Here is an 18,099-nt window from a genome sequence, read left to right as displayed (position 1 = left end):
AAACCGACATGTTTAAAATTATTATCTTAAACATTTAAGGTTACATTTGACCGTTGAAAAGCAATTAAAAATATCAAATGAAAAAACTTATCGTAGCAAGTACATCTACAGTACATGGAAGTGGATATTTAGCATATATTTTACCAACGTTGATAGACTTTTTTAAAGAAGCGTCTACAATTTTGTTTATTCCGTATGCACGTGCAAGTGGTAAAACCTATGATGAATATACTGAGATAGCTCGTAAGGCTTTTGCTACCATTAATAAAGAGGTAAAAGGGATTCATGAGTTTGATAATCCGAAAGAAGCAATACAGCAAGTGGAGGCAATTTTTACAGGTGGAGGTAATACGTTTGAATTGGTAAACCAACTATATAAAAATGATATTATTCCTGCTTTAACCAAAGCAGTTGAAAATGGTACTCCGTATTTAGGTACGAGTGCTGGTAGTAATATTTGTGGAGTAACGATGATGAATACCAATGATATGCCTATTGTGTATCCACCAAGTTTTAAAACTTTAGGGTTTATTCCGTTTAATATCAATGCACACTATTTAGATCCGAATCCAAATTCTACGCATATGGGAGAAACTAGAGAAACCCGTATTAAAGAATATCATATTTTTAATGAAACTTCTGTATTAGGCTTACGTGAAGGAAGTTGGCTAGAAGTTAACGGAGACTCAATTGTATTGCGAGGAAACTATACAGCACGTTTATTTCAACAAAACAAAGAAGCAGTAGAGTTAGAGAGTGATACAGAGATTGGTCAGTGTTTTTAGTGAAGAAGAAAAATAGTTTAAGAAATTAAACTAATATCTTTTGTAGATTTTTTTATTCAGGAATTCTATTTTTTAAATCCATTCGACCATGTAAAATTCTTGTAATTTCAATTGGTTGGTTAACTCGTTTGCGATAAAAAATAATGTGTCTGCTAGTTTTTAGTCCGAGTAAGTCACTTGTTACGCCGTCATAATTTTTTCCTAATTCAGGATTATTGGCAATGTCTTGACAGCTATTCAATAGTAAATTATAATATTTGTCAGCTTGTTGTTCAGACCATTTTCTAAAAGTGTATTCCCAGATATAAGTTAAATCTTCAACTGCTTTGTTGGTGAGTTCATATTTAGCCATTTTTTTTATGTTTAGCTTTTAACTCTTGAAGATGTTTTTCTGGGTCAAAATTGTGAGCAATACCACTGTCAATTCCTTCTTGGATTGCATTTCGTAAAGCAATAACCTTACTTTCTTCGTTCTCTAAAAGTCGAAGACCAGCTCTAATAACTTCACTTACGTTTTTGTATCGTCCAGCAGAAACTTGAGATTGTACGAACTGATCAAAATAATTACCTAACGATATTGATGTGTTTTTACTCATAATTTCTAATGTTTATTCAAAAGTACCAAAAATTGGTAAGTTTTGCAAACTTCCTTAAAACGTCTGATATAATTGTAAGTAATGGGTTTTTAGTTAGTGTTTTTCAGTAAGGCAAATTTTAAGGATGTTTTTAAGCAGTTCAAACTTTAGAAATAAGTTTAGATTAGTAATTTTTTAGTTTTTGAATTGAGTTTTTAATTTTTTAATTATTGATGAAATGTATAATCTATCATTTACTTCTAAATAAATACTTGTAACATCTTCAATTTTTTTTCTTAAAGTATTATCTAGTTTAGAATTATTTTTTAAATAAACATCTTCAATGATAGCTAAGTCTTTATTAGAGAACCCAGTAATTTCTTCAGAATCAATTAAATTATCTTTTTCAAATTGATAAAAGTATTTAGGATTATCTATTTCTACAACATTTTTTATCTGGTTAGAATATTTTGCGTATAAATAAGAAGAAATGTCAAGATCAGGTATAATGTTTTGATTAGCTAATACAAATAAATTTGTTGAAGATCCATCTAATTTAAAAATCATTATTCCTTTGTCAATAAATAAATTATTGTATAGTCTCTTTTCTTTATTTATTTCTAGTAAAATTGAATTTGAATAAGAAACCAATTCCCAATATCCATCTGTAACTTTTCCGTCTTTTGATATTATTAACTTCTGGTTTCTCTGAAAAATAAGCTTAACAAAATCATTTGTATCATCGATTGTGATCCAAGGTTGATTATATATTTTAGAGAGTTTATTTAGTTTTAAACTTAGATGTTGTATTTCATAAACCCAATTTGTAATATAATCTTTCATTTTTTTTTGTTTTTTTGTTGACGTGTTACAACGTGTTTGTGTATGATTTCGTTGCGTGTTTCAGCACTAAAGTTAGCAAATAAATCACAGATAGAAAGTCCGAGAGGACTTTCGTAAGTAAGCTATAACTAGCAATAAATTATACACGGCTTAAGTTAGCAATTGTTTAACTTTAGTAATAAAAACCAGAAAGAAAAAAGCGTAGAGTAAGGTTATGATATACGTTGAAACCTAGATTTCGTCAACATTGATAATCCCTACGCTTTACTACTTTAAATTCGTTCAGTTCTGTGAGACCAAGATCTCGATTTCAAGTTGTTGAATTGATAGTAGTTATTTTTCTTTCCAATCCTTTTTTCTTATGAGTAAAAATAAACAATTTTTAGGAATCGATGTAAGTAAAGATGTTTTAGATGTGTATGATTATCAAGGTAATTGGTATCAGTTTAAAAATGATACATCAGGCTTTAAAGAGCTGTTGTTAATCACAAGTGATTTAACTCATTGTATAATGGAAGCGACAGGTTATTATCATGTACGATTAGCTTATTTTTTAACAGAAAAAGGAGTTTTGGTATCAGTAGAAAATCCGTTGAAGATAAAACGTTTTATTCAAATGAGTTTATCAAAAGTAAAGACGGATAAGAGTGATGCAAAACAGTTATATAATTATGGCGTAAGTCAAGCTCCTTCTATATGGAAAGGAGAAAGCAAGGATCAACAAGAATGTTTACAAATAGTACGTTTGTTGAGTGTTTACACGAAACAATCTACTCAATTAAAGAATAAGCTTCATGGCGAATCAGTATTAGGAACTCCATCGAAATTGGTAGTTAGTTCCTTAAAAATACAGCTAAAAAATATACAAAAAGAGATGATTAAATTAGAAGATTTGTTGCTAGAGAATGTGAAAAAGAGCTATCAAGAAGAGGTGACTTTATTAAAGTCTATTCCAGGAATAGGAGGTAAAACAGCATTAATGTTATTAGTTTTTACCGATGGATTTAAGCGCTTTACTTCGGCAAAGGAGCTGTGCAGTTACGCAGGTATAACTCCTGTTATTAGAGAGTCAGGCAGTAGTATAAAAGGAAGACCTCGAATAAGTAAAATGGGTAATCCAAAGCTTAGAAATTTATTGTTTATGTGTAGTTTTAATGCTTGTAAATACAACAAAACATGTAGAGAACTTTATGACCGAATTGTAGCTAAGGGTAAGAGTAAAAAACTTGCTTTAATAGCGGTGTGTAATAAGCTACTAAAACAAGCTTTTGCAATAGTAAAAAGTGGTTTGCCTTATGATGCAAATTATAAAAGTACTTTGGTTTAAAAAAGTATAAAATTTACTTGTTTTTTACCTCAGTTCTTTGTTGTGCACTGGCTTTTAAATCGAAGTGGCTTCCATTTTACATAATTCAATTTCCATTTTACCAAATGCTGTTTGAAAATAGTGAGTCCTTTTTCCAGCACTTAATTCCAAATCAATTAACGGAGGCCTTGATTTCATTACTCTCACCTCCAAATCTTCTTTTGTCGTTTTTTGAGAAACAATTGTAGGATTCGAAATACTTAAAATTTGCCAAGAAATTGATTCAGTCATTTTTGTTTTTTTAGCAAGATTTGTGCAAATACCCTCTTTTTGAACAACTTTTACAGGCAGGACATAATTTGCGTGTGAACCAAATCCTTTAGTGTCTTCTGGTAAAATTCTAGTGGACATATATTTTATACCATCTAGTTCGTGAGTTGTTGAAAGCCATTGCAATAGTAATTGAGGAATTATATGCTCTGGCTTAAAATCTCCATTGTCATTTGAAGTTACGATAGAACAAGAAGTCATTAATGGCCAAGTAATAATATAATTTATAAAGAAAATTGAAAGCCCATCACAAGTTTGCTCTTTAAGCCTTTCGTATGATTGTATAAAACCGTCTGGTAAAAAAGATAGGTCTAAAAATTTCAATTCGTTTATGTCAATTTCAAACCGAGAAACTTGCATTTGATTAATATCAGGTCTACGTAATTCTTCCCAACATATATAAATACTATTTCCTAAATAAAGACAAGGCAAGCCAGGTATACTATATCTTTGAGTTTTTATTATTTCTCTTTTATCAAATGGAATATGAAACATTTCTTTTTTTGAAAACATTCGATTATTTCCATTTCTAACTCTGAAAAGTGTTTCTGTACTTGGGCTTATAAATGCATTTCCTTTAGGAATGTGTAAAAATTCCTCAACTAAAGCAAGTCCTTGAGCTAATTCCTCAAAAGCCTTTACTGTATGACCATTAAGGTAATGTTCAGTTGATGAAATAATTTTATCGCAGAATTCTGATATTTTCTCGTGATGATTTTCCAGTAATTTTTGCTCATCTCCATTAAATTCTTTGATTGTTTTTAAATATTCGCCGAAAATTTCTCTTAAAAATTCGGGTAGGTAACTACTGCCTCTTTTTTTTGGAAGTTCGAAAATTGGTTTTCTTAAAATATCAAAATTATTCATTCAATGAATATGTTTTTCAGCTTGTACACAACACGTTTTAAGAGAACAAAAACTACTTTTATCCGGAGTATTAAAGGTGATAAACGGAAGTTCTTAGCAATTTTTTAGTTCTGTTTTAATAGAACTAGAAAGATAGAATAAAATTTATAATTAAAAAATAGTTTTTGAGTACAAGTCATAAAAAAAGACCGCTTGATAAGCAGTCTTTTTTATATACGAGTTGTATGGTTATACTAACTTCTTTTCTTGTTTTCGTTCACAAGCTAATAAGGTGTTTTTTAATAGCATTGCAATAGTCATAGGGCCTACACCACCAGGAACAGGCGTAATGTGCGATGCTTTTTCTGCTACTTCGTTAAAAGCAACATCACCAACTAGTCTGAATCCGTTTTTCTTAGAAGCATCCGCAACACGTGTAATTCCTACATCAATAACTACTACGTCTTCTTTTACCATATCACCTTTTAAAAACTCTGGAATACCAATAGCAGCTACAATAATATCTGCTTTTTGGGTAATTTCTTTTAAGTTTTTAGTTCTACTATGTGTTAAGGTAACGGTAGCGTTTCCTACTTTTCTTTTTTGAGATAATAAAATACTCATTGGGCTTCCTACAATATGGCTACGACCAATAACTACTACATCTTTACCAGAAGTTTCAATGTTGTAACGATCTAATAATTCTAAAATACCAAAAGGAGTCGCTGAAATAAAAGTTGGAAGATTTAAGGTCATTTTACCAACATTCATTGGATGAAAACCATCTACATCTTTATCAGGATCAATTGCCATTAAAACTTTTTGCTCATCAATATGATCGGGTAGAGGAAGCTGTACGATAAAACCATCAATATCATTATCGATATTTAAAATAGCAATTTCGTTTAATAATTCTTCTTCAGTAGTTTCTTCAGGAAGACGAAGTAAAGTAGATTCAAACCCAACACGTTCACAAGCTTTAACCTTTGCGTTTACATACGTTAAACTAGCACCGTCGTTACCAACAATAACAGCTGCTAGGTGAGGAGTTTTTTTGTCATTTGCTTTTAATTCTGCTACTTCTAAAGCAATTTCTTCTTTAATGTCTGCTGATGTTTTTTTACCGTCTAGTAAAATCATAGTCTTGTTAAGTTTTCAGTATACAGTTTTCAGTATACAGTGTTGTAATTGTTGTGTTGTTATATTCCAAATTTATCAGGATTCTTAATCATATAATTGATTAGTTTCCCAACTTCTTTGCTTTTATTTTCTAATAGTAATATTTTAAAAGTTCTTTCAGTAGAAGTGTTATTTTAGTTCAAATACTATATGTCAGTTCGAGTATCGACCGGAGGGAGATGTATCGAGAACCAGTTCCAAATGTCTCGATACTCCCGAAATTTCGGGATTATTTCCTTTTAGTCAGAAAAATCACTCGACATGACATGGAAAGAACTTAATAGTTTTAAAACTCATAAATACAGCTTACTGAATACTGTTTACTTTGGTACTGTAAACTAAATAAAAAAAGACAGGCAAAGCCTATCTATTTTTTATATTATCTCATACCTTTCATCATTTGCATCATTTTTCTTCCGCCACCACCTTGCATCATCTTCATCATCTTGCTCATTTGGTCGAATTGTTTCATCAACTGATTTACTTCTTGAACCGACGTTCCCGATCCTTTTGCAATCCTTTTTTTACGACTCGCATTAATCATAGAAGGAGTACTTCTTTCCGCAGGAGTCATAGAGTGTATAATAGCCTCAATTCCTTTAAATGCATCATCATCAATATCTACATCTTTTAGAGCTTTTCCAGCACCAGGAATCATTCCAACTAAATCTTTCATGCTACCCATCTTTTTGATTTGATTGATTTGATTTAAGAAATCATCAAAACCAAACTGATTTTTAGCAATCTTCTTTTGTAGTTTTCTAGCCTCTTCTTCATCGTATTGTTCTTGGGCACGTTCTACTAACGAAACAACGTCTCCCATTCCTAAAATACGATCAGCCATACGACTTGGGTGGAATACATCAATTGCATCCATTTTTTCACCCGTACCGATAAATTTGATTGGTTTATCTACTACCGACTTAATCGATAAAGCAGCTCCACCACGAGTATCACCATCTAACTTGGTTAATACAACTCCGTCAAAATTCAGTACATCATTAAAGGCTTTAGCTGTGTTTACAGCATCTTGACCTGTCATAGAGTCAACCACAAATAAAGTTTCTTGTGGGCTTACAGCTTTGTGGATGTTAGAAATCTCCGTCATCATTTCCTCATCAACAGCTAAACGACCAGCGGTATCGATAATCACCACATTTTTACTGTTAGCTTTTGCATGCTTAATAGCATTTAAAGAAATTTCTACAGGATTTTGATTTCCTTCTTCAGCATAAACCTCTACACCAATTTGCTCACCAACTACACGTAACTGGTTAATTGCCGCAGGACGATATACATCACATCCAACTAATAAAACCTGTTTTGATTTTTTAGTTTTAAGGTAGTTAGCTAATTTACCAGAGAAGGTTGTTTTACCCGAACCTTGTAAACCAGACATTAAAATAACGGTAGGAGACCCTCCTAAGTTAATACCAACGGTATCGCCACCCATTAATTCAGTTAACTCGTCTTTAACAAGTTTAACCATTAATTGTCCTGGGTTTAACGTAGTTAATACGTCTTGTCCTAAGGCTTTCTTTTGTACAGTTTTGGTAAACTCTTTTGCTATTTTAAAGTTAACATCGGCATCTAATAAAGCTCTACGAACTTCTTTTAGCGTTTCTGCAACGTTAACTTCGGTAATTTTTCCGTGTCCTTTTAGCGTATGTAACGCCTTATCTAACTTTTCGCTTAAATTATTAAACATGTATCGGCTTCATTTTTTAGAGGCACAAATTTAGTTATTAGTTGTTAGTTTTTAGCATTTTGTTGATAGAATTTTTTAGCTAAACCTTACTATTTATGATTGATTCTAGTTATAAGTAGGGAATTAGAGAAGAAAACGTTTTTTTAAATTATACATCAACAGTAAAATGTCACGTAATTTTTCTTGATTCTAAACGTAAATCGGTCTTGTATTTAAATCTTATTTCTTTGGAATAAATTCTAAAGCAACTCCGTTAATACAATGACGTTTTCCAGTGGTTTCTTTTGGACCATCATCAAAAGAATGACCTAAGTGTCCACCACAATTCGCACATTTTAATTCAGTACGCGCATATCCAAGATTATAATCAGTATCTACGTCAACATTGCCTAAAATTGCCCTATCAAAAGAAGGCCAACCACTACCTGAGTCATACTTATTTTCAGATTTATAAAGTGGAGTTTTGCAAGCAGCACACACGTACACTCCTTTTTTATGATTAAAGTTTAAAGGGCTAGAATTAGGTCGCTCAGTACCTGCTTCTCTGAGTACAAAATACTGTTGTGGTGTTAATAGTTTTTTCCATTCACTATTTGGCTTGTTGATTTTATATTTTTTATGCTTCTGAGCACTTGCAGAATAAGATACGAATAAAGCTAAAACGAATAGAAAGACTGTTTTTTTCATGATGGTTGTATAATAAAATCGACAATTTTAGAAGCTACTTTTGCATCACGAAGAATTTTGGTATGTCCTAGTCCTTCAGTAATTAAAAGCGTTCCGTTCTGTAAGTTTTGACGAATTTTTATAGCGCAACTTACATCGACATCACCATCAAAAGAATCATGAACAACCAAAGTAGGAATATCTACATTTTTAGCTTTTATACTCGATGAATGTACATCGATATCACGTTGCCATTTTTTATCAAAAAAACGTTTCATTTTGTGGGCTATAATAGGTTTTACGTGTAGGTTTTTAGTGAAGTTTAAAATAACGTCTGATATTTTATCAGCAGCACCAATAGTTACTAGTTTTTTTACAGAGAAACCTTCAGAAAGAGCATTGTATAAACATACACCACCAAAGGAATGACCAATAGCTGCTTCAAAAGGGCCATATTGCTTGTCTATTTCAGCAATGGTTTCTAAAAAATCAGGCATTTCTGTTGTTTTTCCTGTAGATTTTCCATGTGCAGGACCATCAAAAGAAATAACCATATATCCTTTTTCTAGTAATTTATCAGCAATCATGTATAATTGCGTACTTCTTCCAGCCCAACCGTGTACCCATAATACTTTTTTGGTAGAGTACCCGTAAGATAGCAACTGAACATCTCTTGAAATAGTAGGGATATTTATAGTTTTAGTTTGAGCACTTTCTAACATCACTTTCTCTCTTTTTGGCATAGGAAAGCTAACAGGAGTTGTAAATAATTTTACTCCAAATTTTGTGGTTAAATTGTTAGAAATAAACTGTAAAAATTTAGCGGATAAAATAATTGGTTTCGGAATTTTAATACTAGGTAAAGTGTTTTTTGAATGTATAAAATCCATGAATTAGTTTTTTAGATAAAGATATAATTTGTAGCTTTAAACTCATAATTTATTGCCAGTTTTGTGACAAATAAATTAATTTCGTGTCATAAAATATACAACCAAGGATATAGAACTTTAAACTATTAAACAATGAAAAAAATCATAGGTCTAACACTTTTAGCTATTTTTTTAGTGGAATGTAGTACTGTACCAATTACAGGAAGAAAAAGATTAAACTTTGTAAATGATGCTGAAATACTACCAGCTAGTTTTGCTCAATATAAAGGATTTTTAGAAGAAAATAAATTGTCTACTAATACCAAACAAACGAATCAGATAAAACGTGTAGGTAAAAATATTTCGGAAGCGGTTGATCGTTTTATGCGTGCTAATGGAATGAAAACCGAAGCTGATGCTTATGAGTGGGAATTTAACTTAGTAGATGATAAAACAGTTAATGCTTGGTGTTTACCTGGTGGTAAAGTAGTTTTTTATACTGGTATTATGCCTATTTGTGCTAATGAAGATGGAGTAGCTGCAGTAATGGGACACGAAGTAGCACACGCATTTGCAAAACACGGACAAGAGCGTATGTCTACAGGTCAATTACAACAATTAGGAGGAGTTGCTTTAGCTTTAAGTACTCAAAATAGTAAGAATGCTGAAATGTGGAATATGGCTTACGGTTTAGGAACACAAGTAGGGATTATGTTGCCATTTAGTAGAGAGCATGAAACGGAAGCAGATAAATTAGGTTTAGTCTTTATGGTTATGGCAGGATATAATGGAGAAGAAGCTGCTGAAGTATGGGTACGAATGAGTGAGCGTTCTGGAGGTGGAGCACCACCTGAGTTTATGAGCACACACCCTTCTAACCAAACACGTATTCAAACTTTAAGAGCATTTTTACCAGAAGCTAAAAAATTAGCAGCTAAATACAATGTAGCTCCCGCTAAGTAAGATTGATAAATTATAGTATATTGCGAACCGTTCATGAAAAATGAGCGGTTTTTTATTTTAAGAATATGTATAAAATAGGTGATAAGAAATTAATAAACGGATGGGCATTTTACGACTGGGCAAACTCAGTATATTCCTTAGTAATTAGTACTGCGGTTTTTCCATTGTATTACAGTGCTGTAACAGAAGGAAAAGTAGTACGTTTTTTAGGACAAGATTGGGAGCACCCAGATAGCTTGTATAGTTACGCCTTATCATTTTCATTTTTAGTAGTCGCTTTTATATCGCCAATATTATCAGGTATTGCAGATTATACAGGAAGCAAGAAAAAGTTTATGAAGTTTTTCTGTACGTTAGGATCAATATCAGTGATGAGTTTATACTTTTTTGAAGGGATTGATACTGTTTGGATAGGTATTTTATTTACCATTTTAGCAAGTATTGGTTTTTGGGCTAGTTTGGTTTTTTACAATGCTTATTTGCCTGAAGTTGCTCACCCTGAACAACAGGACAGAGCCAGTGCTAAAGGATTTGTATATGGTTATATAGGTTCTGTAATTTTACTTTTAATAAACTTAGGCATGATTATGTTTCCTGAAACATTAGGAATCAGCTCGGGTATGGCATCTAGAATTTCTTTTGTGATGGTAGGTTTATGGTGGCTAGGATTTGCTCAAATAACTTTTAAACGTTTACCAGAAAATGTGTATAACAAAAAACCAGAAGAAGACTATATCTGGAAAGGTTATAAAGAGTTACAAACGGTGATTAAAGAAGTTATGAACTATCCAACGTTAAAACGGTTTTTAATCTCTTTTTTTCTATTGAGTATTAGTGTACAGACTATTATTTTAATGGCAGCAATTTTTGGCTCTTCAGAACTTGGATTATCTTCAACAAGTTTAATTATTACTATTTTACTAGTACAAATAGTAGCAATAATAGGTGCAATTATTTTTTCTAGATTATCAGAAAAGTGGGGAAATATTACTGCTTTAAAAGTAACAATTATTGTGTGGATGTTGGTATGTTTTTGTGCTTTCTCTTTAGATAAGTCTCAAGAGTATGTAGACATCTACTTTTATGGTTTAGGAGGATTATTAGGGTTGGTACAAGGAGCAATTCAAACATTAACACGTTCTACCTATTCGAAATTATTACCAGAAACTGAAGATCACGCAACGTATTTTAGTTTTTATGATGTTACTGAAAAGATAGCCATTGTATTAGGTACAGCTGTCTATGGAATATTAAATGCCATAACTGGTTCTATGCAGTGGAGTGTATTGTGTTTAGCAATTTTCTTTTTAGCATCATTTATTATTTTAAGCTCATTAAAAAAGACAAAATACGTAGTATAAGTTAAAAGGGAGCAGGAGCAGTAAAGCTCACTTCTATTTTTGATATAGGATGCTTAAATGTAATTTTTTCAGCGTGAAGGTATAATCGGTCAGATTTCTTTCCGTATAAATCATCTCCAACTATGGGAGTATTTAAACCTAATTGATGAGCAGCATGCATTCGTAATTGATGCGTACGTCCTGTAATAGGGTAAAAATATACTTTGGTTTTTGCACCTATAACTTCAATTGTTTCCCATTGAGTCAGAGCTTTCTTTCCGTGTTCATAACAAACAAGCTGTTTTGGGCGGTCATTTAAGTCTACTCTGAGTGGTAGATCTATTTTTCCTTCACCTTCTTTTAAAACACCATCTAACAAGGCTACATACCGTTTTTGTATAGTTTTATTAATAAACTGTGCTTGTAAAGCTTTATAAATAGCTTCACTTTTGGCAATTAAGAGAATTCCAGAGGTAGACATATCTAAACGATGTACAACTAATGGTCCTTTTGCATTAGGATATAATTTTTGAATACGACTATACACAGAATCTTTGATTTCTTTTCCAGCTACCGATAATAAATCATGCGGTTTGTTGATGACTAATAAATCGGCATCTTCATACAGAATTTCAATTTCTTTTTTCTCTTTCAATTGTGCTTCTAACGGATTCTTATCAATAGAAACTCCTTCTAACATGTGTGTTAAAATTGGTTTGCATTTTCCTATGCATGCAGGATAAAAATATTGATGTTTTCTTATGGAAGTTTTTAGCGGTTTTCCCCACCAAAACTCAGCCATACAAACAGGTTTCAATTGATGTTTGAAAGCATATTGCAATAGTTTAGGAGCACAACAATCACCAGCTCCTGCGGGAATATTTTGAGTAGAATCTTTAAAAATAGTTAATAGGTTAGCAGTTTTATTTTCTACATTTAAAAATTGATATTGTTTAAATATTTCTTGTTGAGCCCAAGCAGAAAGATTTGCTCGCTGCTCTTTTAATTGATCAATTTTATTTTTTAGCTGAAAATATGCTTTTTTTAAAGGTTCAATTTTATCAAGTAAATACACCTCGTATTCACGTAAATAAAACTCTTCGTTAATATTTAATTGATTGTTTTGTTGAGCAGATTCTTTTCTGAGTTTTCTGCGTTGCTTTATTTTTGATTGTTCTTCTGATAGGAGTTTTTCGTGTATTTTTTGTGTTCTTTGATATATTTTTTCAGCTTTCTTAAATTCCGTACTATTTTCTAAAAGAGTAATTTCAGAATTTAAAGTATTAAGTTGCTCTTCTGTTTTGGGATAGAATCCATTTATATCTAACACATCAAAAACAGGAGGGATAAAATGTTTGTGCTGCGTGGTTTCGGCTAGTTTTCCTGAAAAAGCAGCCAAATATCCTAAGGTTCCATTTTGCTGTTGTACAACCAAGACACCGAACATTTTTCCAAGAGCATTTTCATCATCAGGATTCTTAATTCCGAAATTATGTATAAAATCAGTTTGACTACTTAAGTATTCTTGTAGTTCTTTAGTGGCTATCTTAGCAAGAGAATGAGGCGAATAATTATAGGGATAATCGAATTTTTTAGGCAATTCAATATTCGAAATATCTGAAGAAAAAGAAATAAATTTAGTCATACTTAAAAAGAAAAAAGTGTTGCTTTCACAACACTTTAAACGATTATTCTCTAAAAATTTTATCGTATAAGTCTTTATACATTTCCTTAATGATATTTCGCTTCATTTTCATGGTAGGGGTAAGCTGACCTCCGTCAATAGACCATTCTTCAGCGGTTAACTCAAACTTTTTAATGGTTTCCCATTTACCAAATTTAGTGTTGGCATAATCAACTTCTTCTTGAATGCGTTCTATTACTTTAGGGTTGCTTACTAAGTCTTTATTATCTCCTACAGTAACGTTATGTCTTTGTGCCCATTCACGAACAAACTCAAAGTTTGGTTGAATAAATGCAGCAGCCATTTTTTCGCCTTCACCAATCACCATAACTTGCTCAATAAAACGAGATTGTTTTAATTGACCTTCTAACAATGGCGGAATGATATATTTACCACCAGAAGTTTTAAACATCTCTTTGGTACGTCCTGTGATTTTTAAGAATCCGTCTTCGCTTAATTCTCCTTTATCACCTGTGTGGAAGTATCCGTTTTGTAAAGCTTCAGCAGTTTTTTCAGGATCTTTGTAATATCCTTGCATTACGTTTGGCCCTTTTACTAAAATCTCTCCATTATCGGCTATTTTAACCTCAACACCATCAATCAATCTACCTACAGTTCCTAATCGGAATCCACCATCACGCATATCGTTTACAGCAATTACAGGCGATGTTTCTGTTAGTCCATAACCTTCCATAACAGGCATTCCAGCAGCTGTAAATACTCTCGTTAAACGTGGTTGTAAGGCTGCAGAACCTGAAACCATTATCTTTAATTCACCTCCAAGAGCAGCTTGCCATTTAGAGAAAATTAACTTTCGAGCGATGTTTAATCTTTTTTCATACCACCATCCGTTTGCTCCGTATGGTTCGTATTGTAAACCTAATTCTATAGCCCAAAAGAATAACTTCTTTTTAATACCTGTTAAGTCAGCTCCCTTGGCATAAATCTTATCGTAAATTTTTTCATACAACCTTGGAACGGCAGTCATTACATGCGGCTTTATTTCTTGAGCATTTTCACTTAATTTGTCAATAGCCTCAGCAAAATAAATAGAAATACCACAGTATTGATATAAATACAAAATCATACGTTCAAAAATATGGCAAACAGGTAAGAAGCTTAAAGCTCTACCTTGACCATATTCTAGTGGAACGCGTTTTTCACTGCTCAGTACATTTGAAACTACATTTTTATGACTTAGCATAACACCTTTTGGGCGTCCAGTAGTACCTGAAGTATAAATTAAGGTAGCTAAATCATTTGTAGTGATAGCATTTTTGCGTTCTTCAACTTCATTTTGGTTGCTTTCGTCTTCTCCTAATTTTAAAACTTCTTCCCAGCTTTTTTCACCAGCAATATCGTCAAAAGTATATATTTCTTTAAGTTGAGTATTACCTTTAATTTGGTTTAGTTTTTCTAAAATAGTTTCATCAGAAACAAAGCAATAAGTAGCTTCAGAATGATTTAAAATATATTCGTAGTCTTCTTTTGAAATTGTAGGATAAATTGGCACATTTTGCGCCCCAGTTTGTAAAATTCCTATATCACAGATATTCCACTCGGTACGGTTGTTAGTAGAAATGACAGCTATTTTATCATTAGGTTGTACACCTAATCGCAATAAACCTCTACTTATAGCGTTTGCTTTGTTAATGTACTCGTTTGTAGAGATAGATTTCCATTCACCATTGTATTTTGTAGTGAACGCTTTGTCTAAATTATAATTTTCTTGTTGATAATAAGGAAAATCAAACAGGCGTGTGATTTCAATCGACATATATTCAAATTTTTGTGCTCTGCAAAGTATGAAAAATACCCCGATTGCACAAGTTACACTTTACTGGTTGATTTATTGAGGATTATATATTTTTAGATATAGATCGTTATATTTTTCTAAGATAATTTTTCGTCTCATTTTTAATGTTGGAGTCAGATGTCCCTCATCAATAGTCCATTCGTCGGGAGTAATTTCAAAGCGTTTTATTTGTTCCCATTTTCCGAATTTTTTATTGAAATAATCAATCTCTTTTTGAATTCGCTTACTAAGTTTTTCATCGGTAGTAATATCTGTAATGGTATGTTGATGTCGCTTAGCCCATTCTTGTACAAAATCGAAGGAAATTTGAATAAAAGCTGCTGGCATTTTTTCGCCTTCACCAATAACCATTACTTGTTCAATAAAACGTGATTTTTTCAGTTCACTTTCTATAATAGCAGGAGCAATGTATTTTCCTCCAGAAGTTTTGAAAATTTCTTTTTTTCTATCTGTAATTTTTAAAAAACCTTCTTCATCTAATTCACCTATATCTCCAGTATGAAAAAAACCATTTACAATAGCTTCTTTAGTTTTTTCAGGGGCTTTGTAATATCCCAACATAACATTAGGTCCTTTAAATAAAATCTCTCCATCATCTGCTATTTTTACAGTGGCTTTTTCTATTACTTTTCCAACTGTACCTAATTTAAAGCCTTTATTTCTCATGTCGTTTACTGAAATGGCAGGAGAAGTCTCAGTAAGTCCGTAACCTTCAAAGACAGGAATTCCCGCAGCAGTAAATATTCTTATTAATCTAGCTTGGGTGGGAGCGCTCCCCGCTAACATAAATTCTAATTGTCCGCCTAAGGCTTCTTTCCATTTAGAAAAAATAAGTTTACGAGCTATAGCTAGTTGAAATTCATACCACCAACCGTTTTCTTTGTATGGTTTATAATGTTCTCCTAATTCTAAAGCCCAAAAGAATAACCGTTTTTTTATGCCAGATAAGTCACTTCCTTTATCTACAATTTTATCAAAAACTTTTTCTAATAGCCTTGGTACAACTGCCATGAAATGAGGCTGAATTTCACGTAAATTTTCACCTATTTTATCAATACTTTCAGCAAAGTGAATTTCAAAGCCCATGTATTGACAGTAATAAGAGGCAGCACGCTCAAAGATGTGACAAATTGGAAGGTAACTTATCACTTTTTTTTGATTGTCTTGTAAATTTACTCTATTGCCTACAGCAAACACATTGCTAACAATATTACTATGAGAAAGCATGACTCCCTTTGGAGTTCCTGTAGTACCAGAAGTATATATAATGGTAGCCAAATCAGATGGTTGCACTGCTTTTTTTAATTCGTCAACTTTAGTTTGAAATGTTTCATCACTACCATGATTTAAAAATGAATTCCAACTGTAATCTGTATCTAATTCTTCAAAAGTAAATACTTTTTTAAGTTGCGTATGTTCTTGAACTTTAACTACTTTTTGGTACAAATCTTCATCAGAAACAAAACAATACATACTATCAGAGTGGTTCAGAATGTATGCATAATCTTTTTCAGAAAAAGTAGGGTAGAGAGGAACATTCACAGCTCCAATTTGCATAATACCAATATCAAGAAAATGCTATTTAGGTTGATTTACCGAAGTAATTAAAGCTATTTTATCTCCAGGCTTAACTCCGAGTTTTAGTAAGGCTTTACTTACAGTATTAGCATTATTTATATACTTATTTGTAGAAAAACTTTTCCAAATAGTATTCTCTTTAGAAACAAGACAGTTTTGTTGTGGATAATTTTCTAGTTGGTGATATGGAAAATCAAAAAGACGAGTAATTTTTGTGGGTTTATGCATGTAAATGGTTTTGTTGATGCATAAATCTAAGAAAAAAATAATAGAAAACCGCTGTGACTTTTTTAGTTAATTTTCACAACGGTTTATACTTTAAGTATTTAAAAAATCTTTCAATTCTTGGTAAGAGCTAATTTGTATCGCTTTCTTTTGTTTGTCTATTACTGATACTATTTGAGGTGGAATTTCAACAGTTAAATTTAACACATCTTCAACAACATCTAAAAATTTTACTGGATGTGCTGTTTCTAAGAAAATTCCGAACTCGTTTTGTAATCCGTATTTTTTTAAGCCTAAATATCCTACTGCTCCATGCGGGTCGGCGATATAATTAGAGTTCTTATGGATGTTTTTCATAGCTTCACGAGTTTCATCATCAGAAAAAGAAAAAGAAGAGAATATTGATTTTAAAGTATTTAAATCATTATCAAATAATTCTTGTATCCTGATAAAATTACTCGGGTTTCCAACATCCATCGCATTTGATATGGTTGCTTTAGATGGTTTAGTGTGATATTCACCACTAGCCAAATAATTAGGAACAGTATCATTTACATTGGTCGAAGCCACAAAATGTTTGATAGGTAACCCTAGTTTTTGCGCCATAATTCCTGCGCAAATATTCCCGAAATTTCCACTAGGTACTGAAAAAACTACTTCTTTATGTTGTTTGTATACCTGTTTGTAAGTAAAGAAAAAGTAAAACATTTGTGGTAACCAACGGGCAATATTAATAGAGTTTGCTGAAGTTAACACTCGATTGATATCAGCATCTAAAAAAGCAGTTTTAACCATGTCTTGGCAATCGTCAAAAACACCATCAACCTCTAAAGCAGTAATGTTTTGTCCTAAGGTAGTCAATTGCTTTTCTTGAATGTCACTCACTTTTCCGCTAGGGTAGAGGATGACCACATCTACACCTTTAACTCCTAAAAAACCATTAGCAACAGCACCACCAGTATCGCCTGAAGTAGCGACCAATACTGTTACTTGTTGGTCTTTATCGCGATTAAAATATCCTAAGCAACGTGCCATAAAACGAGCACCAATATCTTTAAAAGCCATGGTTGGTCCATGAAATAATTCTAACGCACCGATGTTTTCTTCAATAGATACCACTGGAAACTCAAAGTTGATGGTTTCTTTGATGATTTTTTGTAAAATGCCTTGCGGAATTTCATCACCTACAAATTGTTTAATGGCTTCGTAAGCAATCTCTTCATTAGAATATTCACCAATATTATCAATAAATTCTTTAGGTAATGGCGTAATATTTTCAGGAAAATACAACCCTCTATCTGGAGCTAATCCGTTTACTACAGCTTCTTCAAAGCTAACGTTAGGTGATGTATGATTGAGACTATAATAGTTCATAAATTGGAGTTT

15 protein-coding genes and 1 pseudogene are annotated in these 18,099 nt (G+C 32.2%); 4 read left to right on the top strand and 12 right to left on the bottom strand.

Going from position 1 to position 18,099, the window contains the following annotated elements; all coding sequences use genetic code 11:
- Window positions 1-77: 77 nt before the first annotated feature.
- Window positions 78-785, top strand: coding sequence for a dipeptidase PepE (gene pepE / locus ACR9ES_RS02110; protein ID WP_435254917.1), 708 nt, complete (start codon window positions 78-80; stop codon window positions 783-785).
- 52 nt (window positions 786-837) lie between these two features.
- Here the strand turns inward: pepE and ACR9ES_RS02105 are convergent, their stop codons facing one another.
- From ACR9ES_RS02105 to ACR9ES_RS02095, 3 genes are all read right to left on the bottom strand, one after another.
- Window positions 838-1,137, bottom strand: a complete 300-nt coding sequence (locus tag ACR9ES_RS02105; protein ID WP_274635216.1) for a type II toxin-antitoxin system RelE/ParE family toxin — start codon at window positions 1,135-1,137, stop codon at window positions 838-840.
- The gene (locus ACR9ES_RS02100; RefSeq protein WP_299033919.1) at window positions 1,130-1,381 is read right to left on the bottom strand and encodes a type II toxin-antitoxin system ParD family antitoxin; all 252 of its coding nucleotides are present in this window, start codon (window positions 1,379-1,381) and stop codon (window positions 1,130-1,132) included. The genes ACR9ES_RS02105 and ACR9ES_RS02100 overlap by 8 nt, the downstream gene beginning before the upstream one ends.
- A 174-nt stretch (window positions 1,382-1,555) precedes the next feature.
- Window positions 1,556-2,203, bottom strand: a complete 648-nt coding sequence (locus tag ACR9ES_RS02095; protein ID WP_435254916.1) for a hypothetical protein — start codon at window positions 2,201-2,203, stop codon at window positions 1,556-1,558.
- Window positions 2,204-2,564: 361 nt separating this feature from the next.
- On the opposite strand from ACR9ES_RS02095, the gene ACR9ES_RS02090 reads away from it, so the two are divergent.
- Window positions 2,565-3,530: an IS110 family transposase gene (locus ACR9ES_RS02090; RefSeq protein ID WP_435254915.1), complete on the top strand. Its 966-nt coding sequence runs from the start codon at window positions 2,565-2,567 to the stop codon at window positions 3,528-3,530.
- A 54-nt stretch (window positions 3,531-3,584) separates the two neighbouring features.
- On the opposite strand, the gene ACR9ES_RS02085 is transcribed toward ACR9ES_RS02090, so the two are convergent.
- The 5 genes from ACR9ES_RS02085 to ACR9ES_RS02065 form a co-directional block, all read right to left on the bottom strand.
- Window positions 3,585-4,706 carry a hypothetical protein gene (locus ACR9ES_RS02085; RefSeq protein WP_435254914.1) on the bottom strand — a complete coding sequence of 374 codons (1,122 nt, stop codon included), beginning with the start codon at window positions 4,704-4,706 and terminating at the stop codon, window positions 3,585-3,587.
- A 228-nt stretch (window positions 4,707-4,934) separates the two neighbouring features.
- Window positions 4,935-5,825, bottom strand: coding sequence for a bifunctional methylenetetrahydrofolate dehydrogenase/methenyltetrahydrofolate cyclohydrolase FolD (gene folD / locus ACR9ES_RS02080; RefSeq protein ID WP_274634854.1), 891 nt, complete (start codon window positions 5,823-5,825; stop codon window positions 4,935-4,937).
- A 418-nt stretch (window positions 5,826-6,243) separates the two neighbouring features.
- Entirely contained in the window at window positions 6,244-7,572 is a 1,329-nt protein-coding gene (gene ffh / locus ACR9ES_RS02075) for a signal recognition particle protein (protein WP_028892076.1), read from the bottom strand.
- A gap of 219 nt (window positions 7,573-7,791) precedes the next feature.
- Entirely contained in the window at window positions 7,792-8,259 is a 468-nt protein-coding gene (gene msrB / locus ACR9ES_RS02070; protein ID WP_435254913.1) for a peptide-methionine (R)-S-oxide reductase MsrB, read from the bottom strand.
- Entirely contained in the window at window positions 8,256-9,128 is an 873-nt protein-coding gene (locus tag ACR9ES_RS02065) for an alpha/beta hydrolase (RefSeq protein WP_435254912.1), read from the bottom strand. The genes msrB and ACR9ES_RS02065 overlap by 4 nt, the downstream gene beginning before the upstream one ends.
- Window positions 9,129-9,260: 132 nt before the next feature.
- Here ACR9ES_RS02065 and ACR9ES_RS02060 point away from each other — a divergent pair, with 132 nt between their 5' ends.
- Window positions 9,261-10,070 carry a M48 family metallopeptidase gene (locus tag ACR9ES_RS02060; RefSeq protein ID WP_435254911.1) on the top strand — a complete coding sequence of 270 codons (810 nt, stop codon included), beginning with the start codon at window positions 9,261-9,263 and terminating at the stop codon, window positions 10,068-10,070.
- A gap of 65 nt (window positions 10,071-10,135) precedes the next feature.
- On the top strand, window positions 10,136-11,431 hold the full coding sequence (locus ACR9ES_RS02055) for an MFS transporter (protein WP_274634859.1): 1,296 nt from the start codon (window positions 10,136-10,138) through the stop codon (window positions 11,429-11,431).
- A 1-nt stretch (window position 11,432) separates the two neighbouring features.
- Here ACR9ES_RS02055 and ACR9ES_RS02050 read toward each other — a convergent pair whose 3' ends face one another.
- The 4 genes and pseudogenes from ACR9ES_RS02050 to thrC form a co-directional block, all read right to left on the bottom strand.
- The gene (locus tag ACR9ES_RS02050) at window positions 11,433-13,055 is read right to left on the bottom strand and encodes a pseudouridine synthase (RefSeq protein WP_435254910.1); all 1,623 of its coding nucleotides are present in this window, start codon (window positions 13,053-13,055) and stop codon (window positions 11,433-11,435) included.
- Between the two features lie 43 nt (window positions 13,056-13,098).
- Complete coding sequence (locus tag ACR9ES_RS02045; RefSeq protein ID WP_274634861.1) at window positions 13,099-14,871, bottom strand: AMP-dependent synthetase/ligase; 1,773 nt, start codon at window positions 14,869-14,871, stop codon at window positions 13,099-13,101.
- Between the two features lie 72 nt (window positions 14,872-14,943).
- Window positions 14,944-16,716, bottom strand: a pseudogene (locus ACR9ES_RS02040) (AMP-dependent synthetase/ligase).
- Between the two features lie 90 nt (window positions 16,717-16,806).
- Window positions 16,807-18,087 (bottom strand): threonine synthase, encoded by a 1,281-nt coding sequence (thrC, locus tag ACR9ES_RS02035; protein ID WP_435254909.1) that lies wholly within the window; start codon window positions 18,085-18,087, stop codon window positions 16,807-16,809.
- Between the last annotated feature and the right edge of the window lie 12 nt (window positions 18,088-18,099).

It is taken from the genome of Tenacibaculum sp. A30, assembly GCF_051200845.1.
GTDB lineage: Bacteria > Bacteroidota > Bacteroidia > Flavobacteriales > Flavobacteriaceae > Polaribacter.
Note: the sequence above shows the minus strand (reverse complement) of the source record. Positions and strands in the feature narration are given on the sequence as shown.